General features: G+C 65.0%; 11 protein-coding genes. 3 read left to right on the plus strand and 8 right to left on the minus strand.

Annotated features, from left to right (window positions below; genetic code table 11):
- Nucleotides 1–5: 5 nt before the first annotated feature.
- A complete protein-coding gene (metH, locus tag CIT40_RS29740) occupies nucleotides 6–3,857 on the plus strand; it encodes a methionine synthase (protein ID WP_094892848.1) in 3,852 nt (1,283 codons plus the stop codon).
- A gap of 477 nt (nucleotides 3,858–4,334) precedes the next feature.
- Nucleotides 4,335–5,342, plus strand: coding sequence for a DUF3592 domain-containing protein (locus CIT40_RS29745; RefSeq protein WP_094892849.1), 1,008 nt, complete (start codon nucleotides 4,335–4,337; stop codon nucleotides 5,340–5,342).
- Nucleotides 5,343–5,464: 122 nt separating this feature from the next.
- On the opposite strand, the gene CIT40_RS29750 is transcribed toward CIT40_RS29745, so the two are convergent.
- A complete protein-coding gene (locus CIT40_RS29750; protein WP_094892937.1) occupies nucleotides 5,465–6,094 on the minus strand; it encodes a glutathione S-transferase family protein in 630 nt (209 codons plus the stop codon).
- A gap of 116 nt (nucleotides 6,095–6,210) precedes the next feature.
- On the opposite strand from CIT40_RS29750, the gene CIT40_RS29755 reads away from it, so the two are divergent.
- On the plus strand, nucleotides 6,211–6,621 hold the full coding sequence (locus tag CIT40_RS29755; RefSeq protein WP_094892850.1) for a DUF6636 domain-containing protein: 411 nt from the start codon (nucleotides 6,211–6,213) through the stop codon (nucleotides 6,619–6,621).
- A gap of 1,220 nt (nucleotides 6,622–7,841) precedes the next feature.
- Here the strand turns inward: CIT40_RS29755 and glpK are convergent.
- The 7 genes from glpK to pimA form a co-directional block, all read right to left on the minus strand.
- The gene (gene glpK, locus CIT40_RS29760) at nucleotides 7,842–9,347 is read right to left on the minus strand and encodes a glycerol kinase GlpK (protein ID WP_094892851.1); all 1,506 of its coding nucleotides are present in this window, start codon (nucleotides 9,345–9,347) and stop codon (nucleotides 7,842–7,844) included.
- A gap of 268 nt (nucleotides 9,348–9,615) precedes the next feature.
- Nucleotides 9,616–10,038, minus strand: coding sequence for an endonuclease domain-containing protein (locus CIT40_RS29765; protein ID WP_244611872.1), 423 nt, complete (start codon nucleotides 10,036–10,038; stop codon nucleotides 9,616–9,618).
- A 92-nt stretch (nucleotides 10,039–10,130) separates the two neighbouring features.
- Nucleotides 10,131–10,904 (minus strand): SDR family NAD(P)-dependent oxidoreductase, encoded by a 774-nt coding sequence (locus tag CIT40_RS29770; protein ID WP_094892854.1) that lies wholly within the window; start codon nucleotides 10,902–10,904, stop codon nucleotides 10,131–10,133.
- A gap of 162 nt (nucleotides 10,905–11,066) precedes the next feature.
- The gene (pimD, locus tag CIT40_RS29775; protein ID WP_094892855.1) at nucleotides 11,067–12,209 is read right to left on the minus strand and encodes a pimeloyl-CoA dehydrogenase small subunit; all 1,143 of its coding nucleotides are present in this window, start codon (nucleotides 12,207–12,209) and stop codon (nucleotides 11,067–11,069) included.
- Between the two features lie 169 nt (nucleotides 12,210–12,378).
- The gene (pimC, locus tag CIT40_RS29780; protein ID WP_094892856.1) at nucleotides 12,379–13,569 is read right to left on the minus strand and encodes a pimeloyl-CoA dehydrogenase large subunit; all 1,191 of its coding nucleotides are present in this window, start codon (nucleotides 13,567–13,569) and stop codon (nucleotides 12,379–12,381) included.
- Between the two features lie 16 nt (nucleotides 13,570–13,585).
- A complete protein-coding gene (locus tag CIT40_RS29785; RefSeq protein ID WP_094892857.1) occupies nucleotides 13,586–14,773 on the minus strand; it encodes an acetyl-CoA C-acyltransferase in 1,188 nt (395 codons plus the stop codon).
- Nucleotides 14,770–16,446, minus strand: coding sequence for a dicarboxylate--CoA ligase PimA (gene pimA / locus CIT40_RS29790; protein ID WP_094892938.1), 1,677 nt, complete (start codon nucleotides 16,444–16,446; stop codon nucleotides 14,770–14,772). Before pimA ends, CIT40_RS29785 begins: the two co-directional genes overlap by 4 nt.
- Between the last annotated feature and the right edge of the window lie 27 nt (nucleotides 16,447–16,473).

Below are 16,473 nucleotides of genomic sequence, written 5' to 3' on the forward strand. Positions count from 1 at the left end.
ACGACATGACCGTATCCAACTCTCCGAAGCGAACTGGCCTGCTCAACGCCGCGCGCGAGCGTATTCTCGTGCTCGACGGCGCCATGGGCACGATGATCCAGAACCTGCAGTTCGACGAAGCGGCCTTCCGCGGCGAGCGCTTCAAGAATTTTCATCGCGACCTGCGCGGCAACAACGACCTCTTGATCCTGACCCAGCCGCAGGCGATCGAGGACATCCACGCGGCGTATTTGCGCGCGGGTGCCGACATCGTCGCCACCAACACCTTCTCCACCACCTCGATCGCGCAGGCCGATTACGATTTGACCGACATCGTCTACGAGATGGCGCGCGAAGGCGCCCGCCTCGCCGGCAATGCCGCGCGCCGCGTCGAGGCCGAGGACGGCAAGCCGCGCTTCGTCGCCGGCGCCATCGGGCCGACCAACCGCACCGCCTCGATCTCGCCGGATGTTTCCAATCCCGGCTACCGCGCCGTCACCTTCGACGATCTGCGCAAATCCTACGGCGAGCAGATCAACGGCATGCTCGACGGCGGCGTCGACCTGTTGCTGGTCGAGACCATCTTCGACACGCTGAACGCCAAGGCGGCGCTCTACGCCATCGCCGAGATCACCGAAGCGCGCGGCATCGACATGCCTGTGATGGTGTCGGGCACCATCACCGACAAGTCCGGCCGCCTGCTCTCGGGCCAGATGCCGGAGGCGTTCTGGCATTCGGTGCGGCACGCCAGGCCCATCACGATCGGCTTCAACTGCGCGCTCGGCGCCGAGGATTTGCGCGCGCACATCGCCGATATCGGCCGCGTCGCCGACACGCTGGTGTGCGCCTACCCCAACGCGGGCCTGCCCAACGAGTTCGGCCAGTATGACGAGACGCCCGAATACATGGCGCGCCTCGTCGGCGAGTTTGCGCGTGATGGCCTCGTCAACATCGTCGGCGGCTGCTGCGGCACCACGCCGGAGCATATCGCCGCGATCGCCGCCGCAGTCGCCCCGCACAAGCCGCGCATCGTGCCCGAGATCGAACCGCGCCTGCGGCTCTCCGGCCTCGAGCCGTTCATCCTGACCGACGCGATCCCGTTCGTGAACGTCGGCGAGCGCACCAACGTCACCGGCTCCGCCCGCTTCCGCAAGCTGATCACCGCCGGCGACTACACGGCGGCGTTGCAGGTCGCGCGCGACCAGGTCGAGAACGGCGCGCAGATCATCGACGTCAACATGGACGAGGGCTTGCTCGATTCTGAAGCCGCGATGGTGACCTTCCTCAACCTCGTCGCCGCCGAGCCCGACATCGCCCGCGTGCCCGTGATGGTCGATTCCTCGAAATTCTCCGTGATCGAAGCCGGCCTGAAATGCGTCCAGGGCAAGCCGGTCGTCAACTCGATCTCGATGAAAGAGGGCGAGGAGAAATTCATTCACGAAGCCAAAGTCGCGCGGCGCCACGGCGCGGCTGTGGTGGTGATGGCGTTCGACGAAGTCGGCCAGGCCGACACGTTCAAGCGCAAGACCGAGATCTGCAAGCGCGCCTACGACATCCTGGTGGACAAGGTCGGATTCCCGCCGGAGGACATCATCTTCGATCCGAACGTCTTCGCGATCGCGACCGGCATCGAGGAGCACAACAATTACGGCGTCGACTTCATCGAGGCGACGCGCTGGATCCGCCAGAACCTGCCCGGCGCGCATATCTCCGGCGGCGTCTCCAATCTGTCGTTCTCGTTCCGCGGCAACGAGCCGGTGCGCGAGGCCATGCATTCGGTGTTCCTGTATCACGCCATCAAGGCCGGCATGGACATGGGCATCGTCAATGCCGGGCAGATGATCGTCTATGACGACATCGATCCGGAATTGCGCCAGGTCTGCGAGGACGTCGTCCTCAACCGCGATCCCGGTGCGTCCGAGCGGCTGCTGGCGCTCGCCGAGAAATTCCGCGGCAACAAGACCCAGACCAAGGAGGCCGATCTCGCCTGGCGCGAATGGCCGGTGGAAAAGCGGCTGTCGCATTCGCTGGTGCACGGGATCACCGAGTTCATCGAGCAGGACACCGAGGAGGCCCGCAAGAATTCCTCGCGTCCGCTCGACGTGATCGAGGGCCCGCTGATGGCCGGCATGAACGTGGTCGGCGACCTCTTCGGCGACGGCAAGATGTTCCTGCCGCAGGTGGTGAAGTCCGCGCGCGTGATGAAGCAGGCCGTGGCCTGGCTGATGCCGTTCATGGAGGAAGAGAAGGCGCGCAACGCCGCGAACGGCATCGGCACCGAAGGCTCCTCCTCCGCCGGCAAGATCGTGCTTGCGACCGTGAAGGGCGACGTCCACGACATCGGCAAGAACATCGTCGGCATCGTGCTCCAGTGCAACAATTACGAGGTGATCGACCTCGGCGTGATGGTGCCCGCCGCCAAGATCGTCGAGACCGTGAAGGCCGAGAAGGCCGACATCGTCGGCCTCTCCGGCCTGATCACCCCCTCGCTCGACGAGATGGCGTTCTTCGCCAGCGAATTGCAGCGCGAAGGCCTCAAGCTGCCGCTGTTGATCGGCGGCGCCACCACAAGCCGCGTGCATACCGCTGTGAAGATCGATCCGAGCTATCGCTCAGGTCCCGTCGTGCACGTCAACGATGCCAGCCGCGCGGTCGGCGTCGCCTCCTCGCTGCTCTCGCCCGAGAAGCGCGACGCCTATGCCGCCGAGGTGCGTGCCGAATACGCCAAGATCTCCGAGGCGCATCTGCGCGCGCAGGCCGACAAGAAGCGCCTGAAGCTCGCCACAGCGCGCGCCAACCGTGTGCCGGTCGACTTCGCGAAGAGCAAGCCGGTGAAGCCGACCTTCCTCGGCATCAAGAGCTTCGACGATTACGATCTCGCCGAGCTCGTGCCCTATATCGACTGGACGCCGTTCTTCCAGACCTGGGAGCTCGCGGGGCGCTTCCCCGCCATCCTCGACGACGCCAAGGTCGGCGAGGTCGCACGCTCGCTCTACGACGACGCGCGCAAGATGCTCGACACCATCGTCAGGGAGAAATGGTTCCGGGCCCGCGCCACGATCGGATTCTGGCCGGCGAATGCCGAAGGCGACGACATCGCGCTCTATGCCGACGAGAGCCGCACGACGAAAATCGCGACGTTGCACACGCTGCGCCAGCAGCTCGAGAAGCGCGAGGGCCGTTTCAACGCGGCGCTCGCCGACTTCGTCGCGCCCGCAGGCGTTCCCGACTATGTCGGCGGCTTCGTCGTCACCGCAGGCATCGGCGAGGATGCGGTCGCCGACCGCTTCAAGATGGCCAATGACGATTACTCCTCGATCCTCTGCAAGGCGCTGGCCGACCGCCTCGCCGAGGCGTTCGCGGAACGCATGCATGCCCGCGTGCGCCGCGAGTTCTGGGCCTATGCTCCCGACGAGGCCGTGTCGACCGACGACCTGATCCTGGAGAAATACCAGGGCATACGTCCCGCGCCGGGCTATCCCGCGCAGCCCGATCACACCGAGAAGGCGACGCTGTTCGAGCTGCTCGATGCGGAGGCCACGGCCGGCGTGAAGCTGACCGAGAGCTTTGCGATGTGGCCGGGCTCGTCGGTATCAGGGCTCTATTTCGCTGCGCCCGAGAGCTATTATTTCGGCGTCGGCAAGATCGAGCGCGACCAGGTCGAGGACTACGCCGCGCGCAAGGGCATGACGGTGAGCGAGACCGAGCGCTGGCTCGCGCCGGTGCTGAACTACATCCCGTCGCGCGAGGACAGCGCCAAAGCCTTTGCAGCAACGCCTGCGAATGACGAGACGTCGAACGAATTGGCATCGCACCCGCCGGGCTGCACCTGCGCGGTGCATCTGGTCTGGCAGAAGAAGCGAGTGGTTGCGGGATAGGCCTCCGTACCATCAAAAGTGCGAAAACAACCCCATGCACAGTAGCCATGGGTTTGAAAAGGTTGAGCAATTTTTTTGTGGCGTCGGGCGGGTTTTGCGCCGTCGGGCAAAACAGGTGTATCGTTGCACGATCGGCTGCTGTGCGTGGTCCTGGAGCAGGGCAATCGCATGTCGAGCGATGTCGCTCGTGGCCATCCTTCGAGACGACCGCTCCGCGGTCTCCTCAGGATAACGCTGAACCCGCGGCTTTGCCCCGCGAAAGAGCCGCCAAGCATTCGGTCCTCATCCTGAGGGCCCGCCGTCTCGAAGGATGACCGCAAGCGAGTTTCCCACCACGTTCTGCTCAAATGCGATGGTGCTGCTCCTCAAGGGGAGCGCGGACGGTAGCGCGATCTGCCAAATGATCCCGGTCATGTGAACGCAACGCGCGCTCACCGCGACGAATGGCGGTCGCCGTCGCTGGCTGGGGGAAATCAGATGCTCGACCCGCAACAATTGATGTGGACGCGGATTGCCGCGGGCATCTTCGTACTGCTGTCCGGATTGATGCTGTCCAACCTGATCCGCATGCGCGGCCGGATGCAGGCGGCGCGAAGCTGGGACAAGGTCGAGGGCATCATCACGGTGTCCAGCGTCGATCGGCCGGCAGCGCACGCCTCCGACGACCAGAACGACGCCAAGCCCATCATCCGCTATCGCTATCGCGCCGGCGACCAGGAGCTGGAAGGCGACCAGGTCGCCGTCGGTGGCATTGCGATGACGACACCAGTGCTGGCCGCAAAGCTCGCCGGACGATATCCGGTCGGCGCCCATGTCGACGTCTATGTCGATCCGAAGCACCCGACCGAGGCGCTGCTGGAGCCGGCCGCGGCACAGAACGTCGCGGCACTCGCGGCCTTCACCATCGTGTTCGGCTTGATCGCCGCGACTTTGACCGCGCATGCGCTCGCGGGTCACGTGCTCTACGCCGCTCGTAACGTGCCGCTGTTCGTCTTCGCGCTACCGATCATCGTGCTGGTGGGCGGCGTGTTCTGCGTCGTCGCCTATGTCAGGACGCGCCGGCTGGCGAGCGCGAGCCTGCGCTGGCCGATCGCGGCGGGCCGGATCACCCATAGCGAAATGATCGAGGAGATCGTCGAGGAGACGAGCGACGATGACGACAAGCCGAGGACCACCAAGCTCCGGCATCGCTATCAGGTCGATCTGCGTTACGCCTACAAGGTCGGCAAACGCGACTTCACCGGCACGGAAGCCAATTGGGGCGGCACCATGATCACTGGCTTGCGCGAGGTCGCGGAAAAGGACGCAGCAAGATATCATCCCGGACAGAGCGTCCAGGTCTATTACGATCCCGACCGGCCCGGCCATGCCGTGCTGGAGCCCTCGAGCGGGGAAGGCGCGCTGGCTCCGCTGATCGGCGCCGCCGTCTGCGCGGTGGTCGGCGGCGTCTTTCTGACCATCCTGATCAAGGTCGGGTTCGCCTAAAGCGCGATGAGATTGGGATGAATCGTCATCGCGCTTTAGGTTGTTGTTTGAGCATAATCTTTTCGGAAAACCGCTTCGCACTTTTCCGGATCATGCTCTAGCGGCCGAGGGTGTTCGCTCTCTCACCCCTTCGGCGGCGCCAGCGGCTGCACGATCTCCCGGAACGGATCCAGCGCCTCGCAGCGCTCGGCATGCGCGCTCAGGGCCGGATAGCGCGACACGTCGAACAGCTGCGGATGCGCCTCGCGGGTGAAGCGAACGACGCAGGCCACCGCGACGTCGGCATGGCCGATGCGATCGCCCAGCCAGTACGGCGACGTCACCCTGGCGCGCTCGGCTTCCAGCACTTTCAGCACGTCGCCGATCTGCGCCTGGCAACGCTCGACCCACAGCGCGAGCTGCTCCTTTCGCAGCACGCGCTCGTAGAGCAGGCTCACCGCCTTGTCGCCGAGACCTGAGGCGAGCGCGCAGATGCGCAAATGCATCCGGCGCTCGGGGCCGCTCCGCGGCAGCATTACCCTGTCCTCGCCGACGAGTTCGTCGAGATAATCGAGAATGATCATACTCTCGATCAGCGCCTCGCCGTCATCGAGCACCAGTGTCGGCACGCGGCGCAACGGATTGAAGGGCGCGATCTTGTCGGCGTCGCCGAAGGTCGACCAAGGCCGGTGCTTGAAGGCGAGCCCGTAAAGCCGCAGCGCAATCGCGACACGCCGGACGAAGGGGGAATCATATTGGCCGATCAGGAACATGGGTCGCCTCTCGTCATTGCCGGGCTTGACCCGGCAATCCATCACGCTTCAGACTAGAGTTTGATGGATGCCCGGATCAAGTCCGGGCATGACGATCTCGGGCCGGGAGCGATCTGATGCGATGTCTTCCATTCGCCGTTCTGGCATTATCGCTCGCGACGGCCTCGAACGCGCAGGATCGCCCGATCGGCTTCCAGACCCCGTCGAAGAACATCGCCTGCCAGGTCTTCACCGATAACAGTGAGGCCGTGCTCCGCTGCGACATCATGAACATCGATACCCGCCCGCGTCGGCCCGCCGATTGCGAGCTCGAATGGGGCAACGCCTTTGAGATGAGTGTGAAGGGAGCGGCCGGACGCATCTGCGCCGGTGACACCATCATGGACCCGTCGCTGCCGGTGCTGGCCTATGGCGAGGTGTGGCAGCGCGCGGGGTTTACGTGCCGATCGGAGCAGACCGGGCTGACGTGCTTTAACGCGATGCAGCGCGGGTTTTCGCTGGCGCGGACGAAGCAGGAGGTGTTTTGAGGACGAGTCGCCCCCAGCGAGTGTAGCCCGCATGAGCGCAGCGACATGCGGGATAGCGGCGCCGGATATCGCTACGCTCATCCGGACTACGGCACTACAAGCGCCGCCATAAGCTCAACCGTCATCCTGAGGTGCGAGCCTTGCGATGCGCGAGCATCGCCAGGGGAGCCTCGAAGGATGGGCGACGAGTGCTTCCAGCCCATCCTTCGAGGCGCGCAAGAGCGCGCTCCTCAGGATGACGGCGGAGCGTGTGACAGCGGACGATCTAGCGGGCGAGATGCGCCGTTTTCAAGAACGACAGCACACGCCGTCATTGTGAGCGGAGCGAACCCGCGGCAGCAGTCTGGATTGCTTCGTCGCAAGAGCTCGTGGCAATGACGGTGGCGAAAGTGAGAGTGCGTGTAGCCCGGATGGAGCGCAGCGCAATCCGGGATTCTCACCACCGGCGACAGCGGTCCCGGATGCGCTGCGCTCCATCCGGGCTACGGCACTACAAGCGCCGCCATAAGCTCAACCGTCATCCTGAGGTGCGAGCCTTGCGATGCGCGAGCATCGCCAGGGGAGCCTCGAAGGATGGGCGACGAGCGCTTCCAGCCCATCCTTCGAGGCGCGCAAGAGCGCGCACCTCAGGATGACGGCGGAGCTTGTGACAGCGGACGATCTAGCGGGCGAGATGCGCCGTTTTCAAGAACGACAGCACACGCCGTCATAGCGAGCGGAGCGAAGCAATCCAGACTGTCTCCGCGGCAGCCGTCTGGATTGCTTCGTCGCAAGAGCTCGTCGCAATGACGGTGCAGAGAGTGCGTGTAGCCCGGATGGAGCGCAGCGCAATCCGGGATTCTCACCACGAGCGACAGCGGTCCCGGATGCGCTGCGCTCCATCCGGGCTACGGCACTACAAGCGCCGCCATAAGCTCAACCGTCATCCTGAGGTGCGAGCCTTGCGATGCGCGAGCATCGCCAGGGGAGCCTCGAAGGATGGGCGACGAGCGTTTCCAGCCCATCCTTCGAGGCGCGCAAGAGCGCGCACCTCAGGATGACGGCGGAGCTTGTGACAGCGGACGATCTAGCGGGCGAGATGCGCCGTTTTCAAGAACGACAGCACACGCCGTCATAGCGAGCGGAGCGAAGCAATCCAGACTGTCTCCGCGGCAGCAGTCTGGATTGTTTCGTTGCAAGAGCTCGTCGCAATGACGGTGGAGAGAGTGCGTGTAGCCCGTTTACCCCTCCCCCTCATCACTCGCCAGCACGCCCTTCACCGCGCGTGCCCAGCCCGCAAGCTTGCGCTCGCGCGTCGCCTGGCTCATCGCCGGCTTGAAGCGGTGCTCCAGCCGCCAATTGTCGGCGAATTTCGTCGGCTCGGGATAGACGCCGGCCTGGAGGCCGGCGAGGTAGGCAGCTCCCAGCGCCGTGGTCTCCTGGATCACGGGGCGATCGACCGGGGCGTCGAGCAGGTCCGCGAGGCGCTGCATGGTCCAGTCTGACGCGGTCATGCCGCCGTCGACGCGGAGCACGACGCTGGCGGTTTCCGAACTCGGCCAGTCCGCGCGCATCGCGGCCCAGAGGTCGAAGGTCTGGTAGCAGACGCTTTCCAGCGCGGCGTGGGCGAGCTCGGCCGGGCCGGTGTTGCGGGTGAGGCCGAACAGCGCGCCGCGCACCCTGGGATTCCAGTAGGGCGCGCCCATGCCGACAAAGGCGGGGACGAGATAGACGCTTTGCATGGAGTCGGACTGGTCGGCGAGCGGCCCCGTCTCAGCGGCGTGCTTGATGATGCCGAGGCCGTCGCGCAGCCATTGCACGGCTGAGCCTGCGACGAAAATCGAGCCTTCGAGCGCATAGGTGCGTTTGCCGTCGAGCTGGTAGGCGACGGTGGTGAGCAGCTTGTTCTTCGACACCACCGGCGTGGTGCCGGTGTTGAGCAAGGCAAAGCAGCCGGTGCCGTAGGTGGACTTCATCATGCCCGGGCGGAAGCAGGCCTGGCCGATGGTGGCGGCCTGCTGGTCGCCGGCGATGCCGGAGATGAGAATCGCGCCGCCGAACAGATCGGGGGTGCTTTCGCCGAAGCGGGCAGACGAGTCCTTCACCTCGGGCAGCATCGAGCGCGGCACGCCGATGATCTCAAGAAGCTCGTCGTCCCACTGGCCGGTGTGGATGTTGAACAGCAGCGTGCGCGAGGCGTTGGTGGCGTCGGTGGCGTGGACCTTGCCGCCGGTCAGGCGCCAGAGCAGGTAGCAGTCGACGGTGCCGAACATCAATTCGCCGCGCGCGGCGCGGGCGCGGGCGCCGGGGACGTGGTCGAGGATCCAGGCGATTTTGGTGCCGGAGAAATAGGGATCGATGATCAGCCCGGTCTTCTGCGAGATCACGGGCTCGCGGCCATCGGCCTTGAGCTTTGCGCAAATGTCGGCGGTGCGGCGATCCTGCCAGACGATGGCGCGGTGCACGGCCTGCCCGGTCGCGCGGTCCCACACCACGGTGGTCTCGCGCTGGTTGGTGATGCCGATTGCGGCGATGTCCTTTGCGCCGATGCCAGCCTGCGCGATCGCGTCGCGGCAGACCTTCACGGTCGACGTCCAGATGTCCTCAGGCTCGTGCTCGACCCAGCCCGAGGCTGGAAAATGCTGCGGGAACTCGGCCTGCGCCTTCGCCGCGATGGAGATGTCGCCGCGAAACACGATGGCGCGCGAAGAGGTGGTGCCCTGGTCGATGGCGAGGACGAAAGACATGGCGGCTTACCCTTGGCGTTGTCCCGCGGGGGATCATTTCGCGGCATAGGGAGCGGATTAACGCGGCAACGTCAAGGCAGGTCTCACTTACCCTCCCCTGGAGGGGGAGGGTCGGATCACATGCAGCGCAGCGGAATGTGATCCGGGGTGGGGTGAAGGTCTTTCCACATCCGACACTGCCCGTGTTGAGAGATCACCCCACCCCGCTCGCGCTGCGCGCGATCGACCCTCCCCCTCCAGGGGAGGGTAAGAAAGAGCGCGGCTCGATTCAGGTCGAAGTCTTCCGCTTGCGCCGGTGCTCAAGCGGCATGGCTTCAGCTTCGCGCGAGCCGTAGAGCTCGACATAGATGCGCTCCATTACAGCGGTTAGATCGTTCGAGACCTCCGAATTCCAGAATCGGACGACACGGTAGCCTTCGTTCTCAAGCCAGCGCTGGCGGACTAGATCGCGCGCCGCGTTGTCGTCCTCATTGTGGTGCCCGCCATCGAGCTCGATGATGAGACGCTTGGCCGGACAGAAAAAATCGACGACGTAGGGACCGACAGGTGCTTGCCGGCGGAAGTGCGAGCCGTCCAGCGGGAGTTCCTTGAGAGCACGCCACAGCATTCGCTCATGCGGCGTCGTGTTGGCTCTCAGCTTCTTTGCGGCGGCGCGTCGAATTGATGTTGAGACCATCGCTGTGGCTTCCACCCACCCCGCTCCGCGCAAACGCGAAACGACCCTCCCCTTCCAGGGAGGGTAAGGGAAGCGTAGCGTCGATGCAATCTCTCGTGGTGCGAGACTTACACCGCCGCCGTCGTCACACCACCATCGATCACGATGGTCTGCCCCGTCATGAAGCTCGACGCGTCCGAGGCAAGATAGGCCACCGCGCCGGCGATTTCGTCGGGTTCGCCGATGCGGCGCAGCGGGGTGGTGGCGGTGCGGCGCTTGAGGTTGGCTTCGTCTTCCCACAATGCGCGGGCGAAATCGGTCTTGACGAGGCCGGGCGCGATGCAATTGACGCGAACGCCCTTCGGACCCCACTCCCCGGCGAGCGAACGGCACAGCGCGAAGTCGGCGGCCTTGGAGATGCCGTAGGCGCCGATCACGGTGGAGCCGCGCAGGCCCCCGATCGATGAGATGATGATCACCGAACCCTTGCCGCGCTCGGCCATCTGGGGGATCGCCAACGCGGAGAGCCAGATGTTGCTCTTGACGTTCGAGCCCATGATCTTGTCGAAGGCCTCGTCCGTGATGTCGAGCAGCGGACCGTAATAGGGGTTCACCGCGGCGTTGCAGACCAGGATGTCGATCTTGCCGTAATGCTTCGTGGCACCGGCGATCAGCGCCTCGACCTCGGCCTTGCGCGCGATGTTGCAGGGGATGACGGTAGCCTCGCCGCCGGCAGCCACGATGCCGTCGGCAACTTCCTTGCAGGCATCGGCCTTCCGCGAGGAGACCACGACCTTGGCGCCGAGCTTCGCCAGCAGTTCGGCGGAGGAGCGGCCGATGCCCCTGCTGGAGCCGGTGACGATTGCGACCTTGCCGGTGAGATCGAAGGGGGTGTTTTTCATGGGTGTTGCCTCGCTGACGCCTCTCGTTCAGGTGTCATCGCCCGGCTCGACCGGGCGATCCAGTACGCCGCGGCTGAAATTGCGTGAACGAACTACCGCCGCGGAATACTGGATGCCCCGGTCAAGCCGGGGCATGACAGTTGTCGTGTGGTTCAGATCAACTCAGATCAACCCGCCGCCATCCGCGACGCGGCGCTGGTGGTAGTCGGTGTCGCCGAACGAGTTCTCGATCATGGTGAGGCGCTTGAAGTAGTGGCCGATCTTGGCTTCCATGGTCATGCCGATGCCGCCATGGAGCTGGATCGCCTGCTGGCCCACGAACTTCAGCGACTTGCCGATCTGCACCTTGGCCGCGGCGATCGCGTTGGAGCGCTCCTTGGCGTCCTCGAAATCACCGGCCATGGTCGCAAACATCGACATCGATCTCGCCTGCTCGGCGGCGACGAACATGTCGGACGCCCGGTGCTGCAGCGACTGGAACGAGCCGATCGCGACGCCGAACTGCTTTCGCGTCTTGATGTACTCGACCGTGGACTTGAGCGACTCGTCCATCAGGCCGACGGCTTCGGCGCAGAGCGCGATGCGGGCTTCATCCACCACGCGCTCGATCAGCGCGAGCGAATCGTCGGGATTGCCGAGCACGGCGTCCGCACCCACCTCGACACCGGTGAAGGTGATGTCGGCGGCGTGCAGGCCGTCCTGGGTCGGATAGCTCTTCTTGGCGACGCCCTTGGCATTGGCCGGGACCAGGAACACGCCGATGCCGGACTTGTCGCGACGGTCGCCCTTGGTGCGCGCCGTGACGATCAGGGTGTCGGCGTTCTCGCCGTTGAGCACGACGAACTTCTCGCCATCGATGACGTAAGCCTCGCCCTTCTTCTTCGCGGTCGTCGCGACGTCGAACAGATCGTAGCGCGAGTTCTTCTCGAGCTGGGCGAAGGCCAGCGTCTTGCTGCCGTCGATGATGCCGGGCACGTACGCGGCCTTCTGCGCATCCGAGCCCGCGTGACGCAGGAAGCCGCCGCCGATCACGACCGTCGCCAGATAAGGCTCGAGCACCAGCGCCTTGCCGAGCGCCTCCATCACAATCATGGTCTCGACGCCACCGCCGCCGAAGCCGCCATCGGCCTCTGCGAACGGCAGGCCGAGCAGGCCCTGCTCGGCGAGCTTGCCCCAGACCGCTTTGCTCCAGCCGCCCTTCTCTTTCATGTACTTCTTGCGGCTCTCGAAATCGTAGGAATCGGTCAGCAGGCCGTCGATGCTGTCCTTGAGAAGCCGTTGCTCCTCGTTCAGATCAAAATCCATTTCTCTCTCCAAAAATCGACGCCGCGCTTCTCGCCGGCCGTCGCCTCATCTTCAGACGTCATCCCCGCGAAGGCGGGGATCCAGTAAACGCAGCCGTCCGTCGTACTTACGACCGCCGCGGCGTACTGGGTCCCCCGCCTTCGCGGGGGACGACACCGTCTTTGTTGCGTCAAAGCCCCAGCACCGCCTTGGCGATGATGTTGCGCTGGATCTCGTTGGAGCCGCCGTAGATCGAGACCTTGCGGTTGTTGAAATAGCTCGGCGCGATCTGGGCGGTCCAGTCCATGGCTTCGTTCGAGCCGTCGTCGCCATGCACGTCGTAAGGTGCGGCGAACGGGCCGATCACTTCCATCAGCAGCTCGGTGGTGGTCTGCTGAATCTCGGAGCCCTTGATCTTCAGCACGGAGGAGGCCGGATTGGGCTTGCCCTTGCCGTGCTTGCCTTCGTCGGCGACGACACGCAGCTGCGTCAGCTCGAGCGCCTTCAGCTCGATCTCGCAGGCCGCCAGCTTCTCGCGGAAGGCGGGGTCCTGGATGATCGGCTTGCCTGATGATTCGACCTTGCCGGCGAGATCGCGGATGCGGCGCAGCCGCTCCTTGGAGACGCCGACGCGGGCGATGCCGGTGCGCTCATTGCCGAGCAGGAATTTGGCGTAATCCCAGCCCTTGTTCTCTTCGCCGATCAGATTCTCGACCGGAACTTCCACGTCGTCGAAGAAGACTTCGTTGACCTCATGGCCGCCGTCGATGGTCTGGATCGGGCGCACGGTGACGCCCTTCGACTTCATCGAGAACACGATGAAGGAGATGCCCATCTGCTTCTTGGCGTTGTTGTCAGTGCGGCAAAGGCAGAAGATCATGTCGGCGTGCTGGGCCAGCGTGGTCCAGGTCTTCTGGCCGTTGATGATCCATTTGTCGCCACGGCGCTCGGCCTTGGTCTTGAGCGAGGCGAGGTCGGAGCCGGAGCCGGGCTCGGAGAAGCCCTGGCACCACCAATCGTCGACATTGGCGATGCGCGGCAGATACTGCTTCTTCTGCGCTTCGTTGCCGAAGGTGTAGATGACCGGGCCGACCATGCTGACGCCGAAGGCGAGCGGCTGCGGCGCCGGATAGGACTGCAGCTCCTCGTTGAAGATGTAGTGCTGCACGGAGGTCCACCCGGTGCCGCCATACTGCTTGGGCCAGTGGCTGACGCCCCAGCCCTTCTTGTTGAGGATGCGCCACCAGGTCACCATCTCGTCCTTCGAGAGGTGACGGCCCTCGACCATCTTGCGCCGCGTATCCGGCGGCACGTTGTCGCGGAAGAACTGCCGCACTTCCTCGCGAAACGCCTGCTCTTCTTTCGTGAATGCGAGATCCATCGGATCCTCCTGTAAATTACTGCAACACCTCAAAAAGTCCCGCCGCGCCCATGCCGCCGCCGACGCACATGGTGACGACCGCGTATTTCGCCTTGCGGCGGCGGCCTTCGATCAAGGCGTGGCCGGTGAGGCGCGCGCCGGACATGCCGTAGGGGTGGCCGACCGCGATCGCGCCGCCGTCGACGTTGATCTTGTCGGGGTCGATGCCGAGCTTGTCGCGGCAATAGAGCACCTGCACCGCGAAGGCCTCGTTCAGCTCCCACAGGCCGATGTCGTCGACGGTGAGGCCGTGGCGCTTCAAGAGGCGCGGCACGGCGAAGACCGGGCCGATGCCCATCTCGTCCGGCTCGCAGCCGGCGGAGACGAATCCGCGGAAGATGCCGAGCGGCGTGAGGCCGCGCTTGGACGCTTCCTTGTCGCTCATGATCACGCTCGCGCTGGCGCCGTCCGAGAGCTGGCTGGCATTGCCGGCGGTGATGGAGAAACCTTCGCCGCGGACGGCCTTGAGACCGGCGAGGCCTTCGAGCGTGGTTTCCGGGCGCGGACCCTCGTCCTGCGACAGCGTGATGTCCTTCATCGACACGGTGCCGGTCGCCTTGTCGGTGACCGCCATCTGCGTCGTGATCGGCGCGATCTCGTCCTTGAACTTACCGCCCTGCTGGGCAGACGCGGTGCGGCGCTGGCTCTCGAGCGAATACTCGTCCTGCTTCTCGCGCGAAATGCCATAGCGCTTGGCGACGATCTCGGCCGTGTCGATCATGGGCATGTAGACCTCGCCCTTGATCTTGAGCAGCGCCGGGTCCTGGGCGTGGAAGCCGTTCATCTTGTCGTTCTGCACGAGGCTGATCGACTCGCCGCCGCCGCCGACCGCGATCTCGACGCCGTCGAAGATCACCGAGCGCGCGGCCAGCGCAATGGCCTGCAGGCCGGAGGCGCATTGCCGGTCGATGGTGGTGCCGGCGACGGTCACGGGAAGGCCGGCGCGGAGCAGCGCCTTGCGCGCGATGTTGCCGCCGGTCGCGCCTTGCTGCAGGGCTGCGCCCATCACGACGTCCTCGATCTCCTTCGGATCGACTTTCGCGCGCGCGACGGCCTCGCGAATCGCGTGGCCGAGCAGCGTTGCGCCTTCGGTGGCGTTGAGTGCGCCGCGATAGGCCTTGCCGATCGGGGTGCGGGCGGTGGAAACGATGACTGCGTCGGTCAAGAGCGACCTCCTGGTTGCGTGGATTGTGACGGTTTCTGCTGCTGGCGCAATTCGTGGCGCGACAATTTTCCGACCGGCGTACGCGGCAAATCGTCGACGAACTCGACCTCGGCCGGCAATTCGTGCTTGCCGACCTTGCCGGCGAGCTGGTTGCGCAGCTCCTCGAGCGCGAACGGCGTGACGCCAGGCTTGAGCTTGATGAAGGCCTTCGCCGCCTCGCCCCGGTACTGGTCGGGGATGCCGAGCACGATCACCTCGTGCACGCCAGCAATGGTGTAGATCGCCTGCTCGATCATCTGCGGATAGACGTTGAAGCCGCCGGAGATGATCATGTCCTTCTTGCGGTCGACCAGGAAGAAATAACCGTCGGCGTCGACATAGCCGATGTCACCGGTGAGGAAGCGGCCATCGACGAAGGCATCGGCGGATCCCTCCGGCCTGTTCCAGTACCCCTTGGTGACGTTCGGGCCCTTGATGCGGATCTCGCCGACTTCACCCGGCGGCAGCACACATCTCGGATCGTCCAGCGCAACCACGTCGAGCTCGATGCCGGGCAACATCAGGCCGATCGAGCCGGGCTTCTCCGGGCCGGTGGGCGGATGGCCGGTGCCGGGCGAGCAGGTCTCGGTCATGCCCCAGCCGCTCTTCAGCTTCTTGCCGACCTTGCGCTCGAAGAAGTTCGCGATCTCCACGGGCAGCGGCGCGCCGCCGGAGCCGATGGTCGCCAGCGAGGAGAAGTCACGCTTGTCCAGATCAGGGAGCGCCGCGATCGCGATCCACATCGTCGGCACGCCCGGAAAATACGTCGCGCGCTTGACCTCGATGTCGCGCATCACGGCCTCGACGTCGAAGCGCTGATGCAGCGAGATCAGATTGCCGCGGCTGAGCGAGGACAGCAGCACGACGGTGAGCGCGTAGATGTGGAACAGCGGCAACACGCAGATCACGCGCTCGATCACGTCGCCGCGCGTGGCGCGGCCAGGCTTGCCCCAGACGTCGTAGATCGACACCGCGGAGGTGAGATTGCCGTGCGTGAGCATCGCGCCCTTGGGCAGCCCGGTGGTGCCGCCGGTGTATTGCAGCAGCGCGACGTCGTCGGCCGTGACCGACGGCCATTGTGCCGGTGCTGTCGCCCCCTCGACGAAGGTCCTGAAGGTGACGATGCGGTGATCATCCGGGATCGCCGCCTGCGGCGTGCCGACCTTGCCCCAATGATCGTCCTCGCAGACGACGAGGCGATCGATCAGCCCCTTTTCAAGGAACTTCAGCGCGGTCGGCAGCAGGGCCTGGAGGTTCGAGGTAACGAGCAGGCGCGAGCCGGAATCCGACACCTTGTGCGTCAGCGCGATCTCGCCGTCGAGCGGCGACAGATGCGCGACGCGGGCGCCCGCCTTCAGCGCGCCAAAGAAATTGACGGGGTGGTCCGGCGTATTGCCGAGGAACAGCGCGACCGAATTGCCCTTGCCGATGCCTGCGCGCAGGAATGCCGCTGCCGCGCGCTCGGCCTGAGCTGCGAGCTCGGTGTAGGTGATCGGGCGATCGCGGAATTCCAGCGCGGTACGCGGGCCGTAATCGGCGGCGGCCTTCGACAGCAGGTCGGGCAGCGAGCCCTGGACGATGGGATCGTCCCACCGCACGCCCTCGGGGTAAAACTGTTCGCCGGGATGGGTCATTTTCTGCATCACATTCAACCGTCATTC

The sequence above is a fragment of the Bradyrhizobium amphicarpaeae genome (assembly GCF_002266435.3).
Classification (GTDB): Bacteria; Pseudomonadota; Alphaproteobacteria; order Rhizobiales; family Xanthobacteraceae; genus Bradyrhizobium; species Bradyrhizobium amphicarpaeae.

Bases quoted from the DNA above. Each gene is read 5' to 3' on its own strand.
- metH (WP_094892848.1), top strand. From the start codon at position 6: ATGACCGTATCCAACTCTCCGAAGCGAACTGGCCTGCTCAACGCCGCG.
- CIT40_RS29745 (WP_094892849.1), top strand. From the start codon at position 4,335: ATGCTCGACCCGCAACAATTGATGTGGACGCGGATTGCCGCGGGCATC.
- CIT40_RS29750 (WP_094892937.1), bottom strand. From the start codon at position 6,094: ATGTTCCTGATCGGCCAATATGATTCCCCCTTCGTCCGGCGTGTCGCG.
- CIT40_RS29755 (WP_094892850.1), top strand. From the start codon at position 6,211: ATGCGATGTCTTCCATTCGCCGTTCTGGCATTATCGCTCGCGACGGCC.
- glpK (WP_094892851.1), bottom strand. From the start codon at position 9,347: ATGTCTTTCGTCCTCGCCATCGACCAGGGCACCACCTCTTCGCGCGCC.
- CIT40_RS29770 (WP_094892854.1), bottom strand. From the start codon at position 10,904: ATGAAAAACACCCCCTTCGATCTCACCGGCAAGGTCGCAATCGTCACC.
- pimD (WP_094892855.1), bottom strand. From the start codon at position 12,209: ATGGATTTTGATCTGAACGAGGAGCAACGGCTTCTCAAGGACAGCATC.
- pimC (WP_094892856.1), bottom strand. From the start codon at position 13,569: ATGGATCTCGCATTCACGAAAGAAGAGCAGGCGTTTCGCGAGGAAGTG.
- pimA (WP_094892938.1), bottom strand. From the start codon at position 16,446: ATGACCCATCCCGGCGAACAGTTTTACCCCGAGGGCGTGCGGTGGGAC.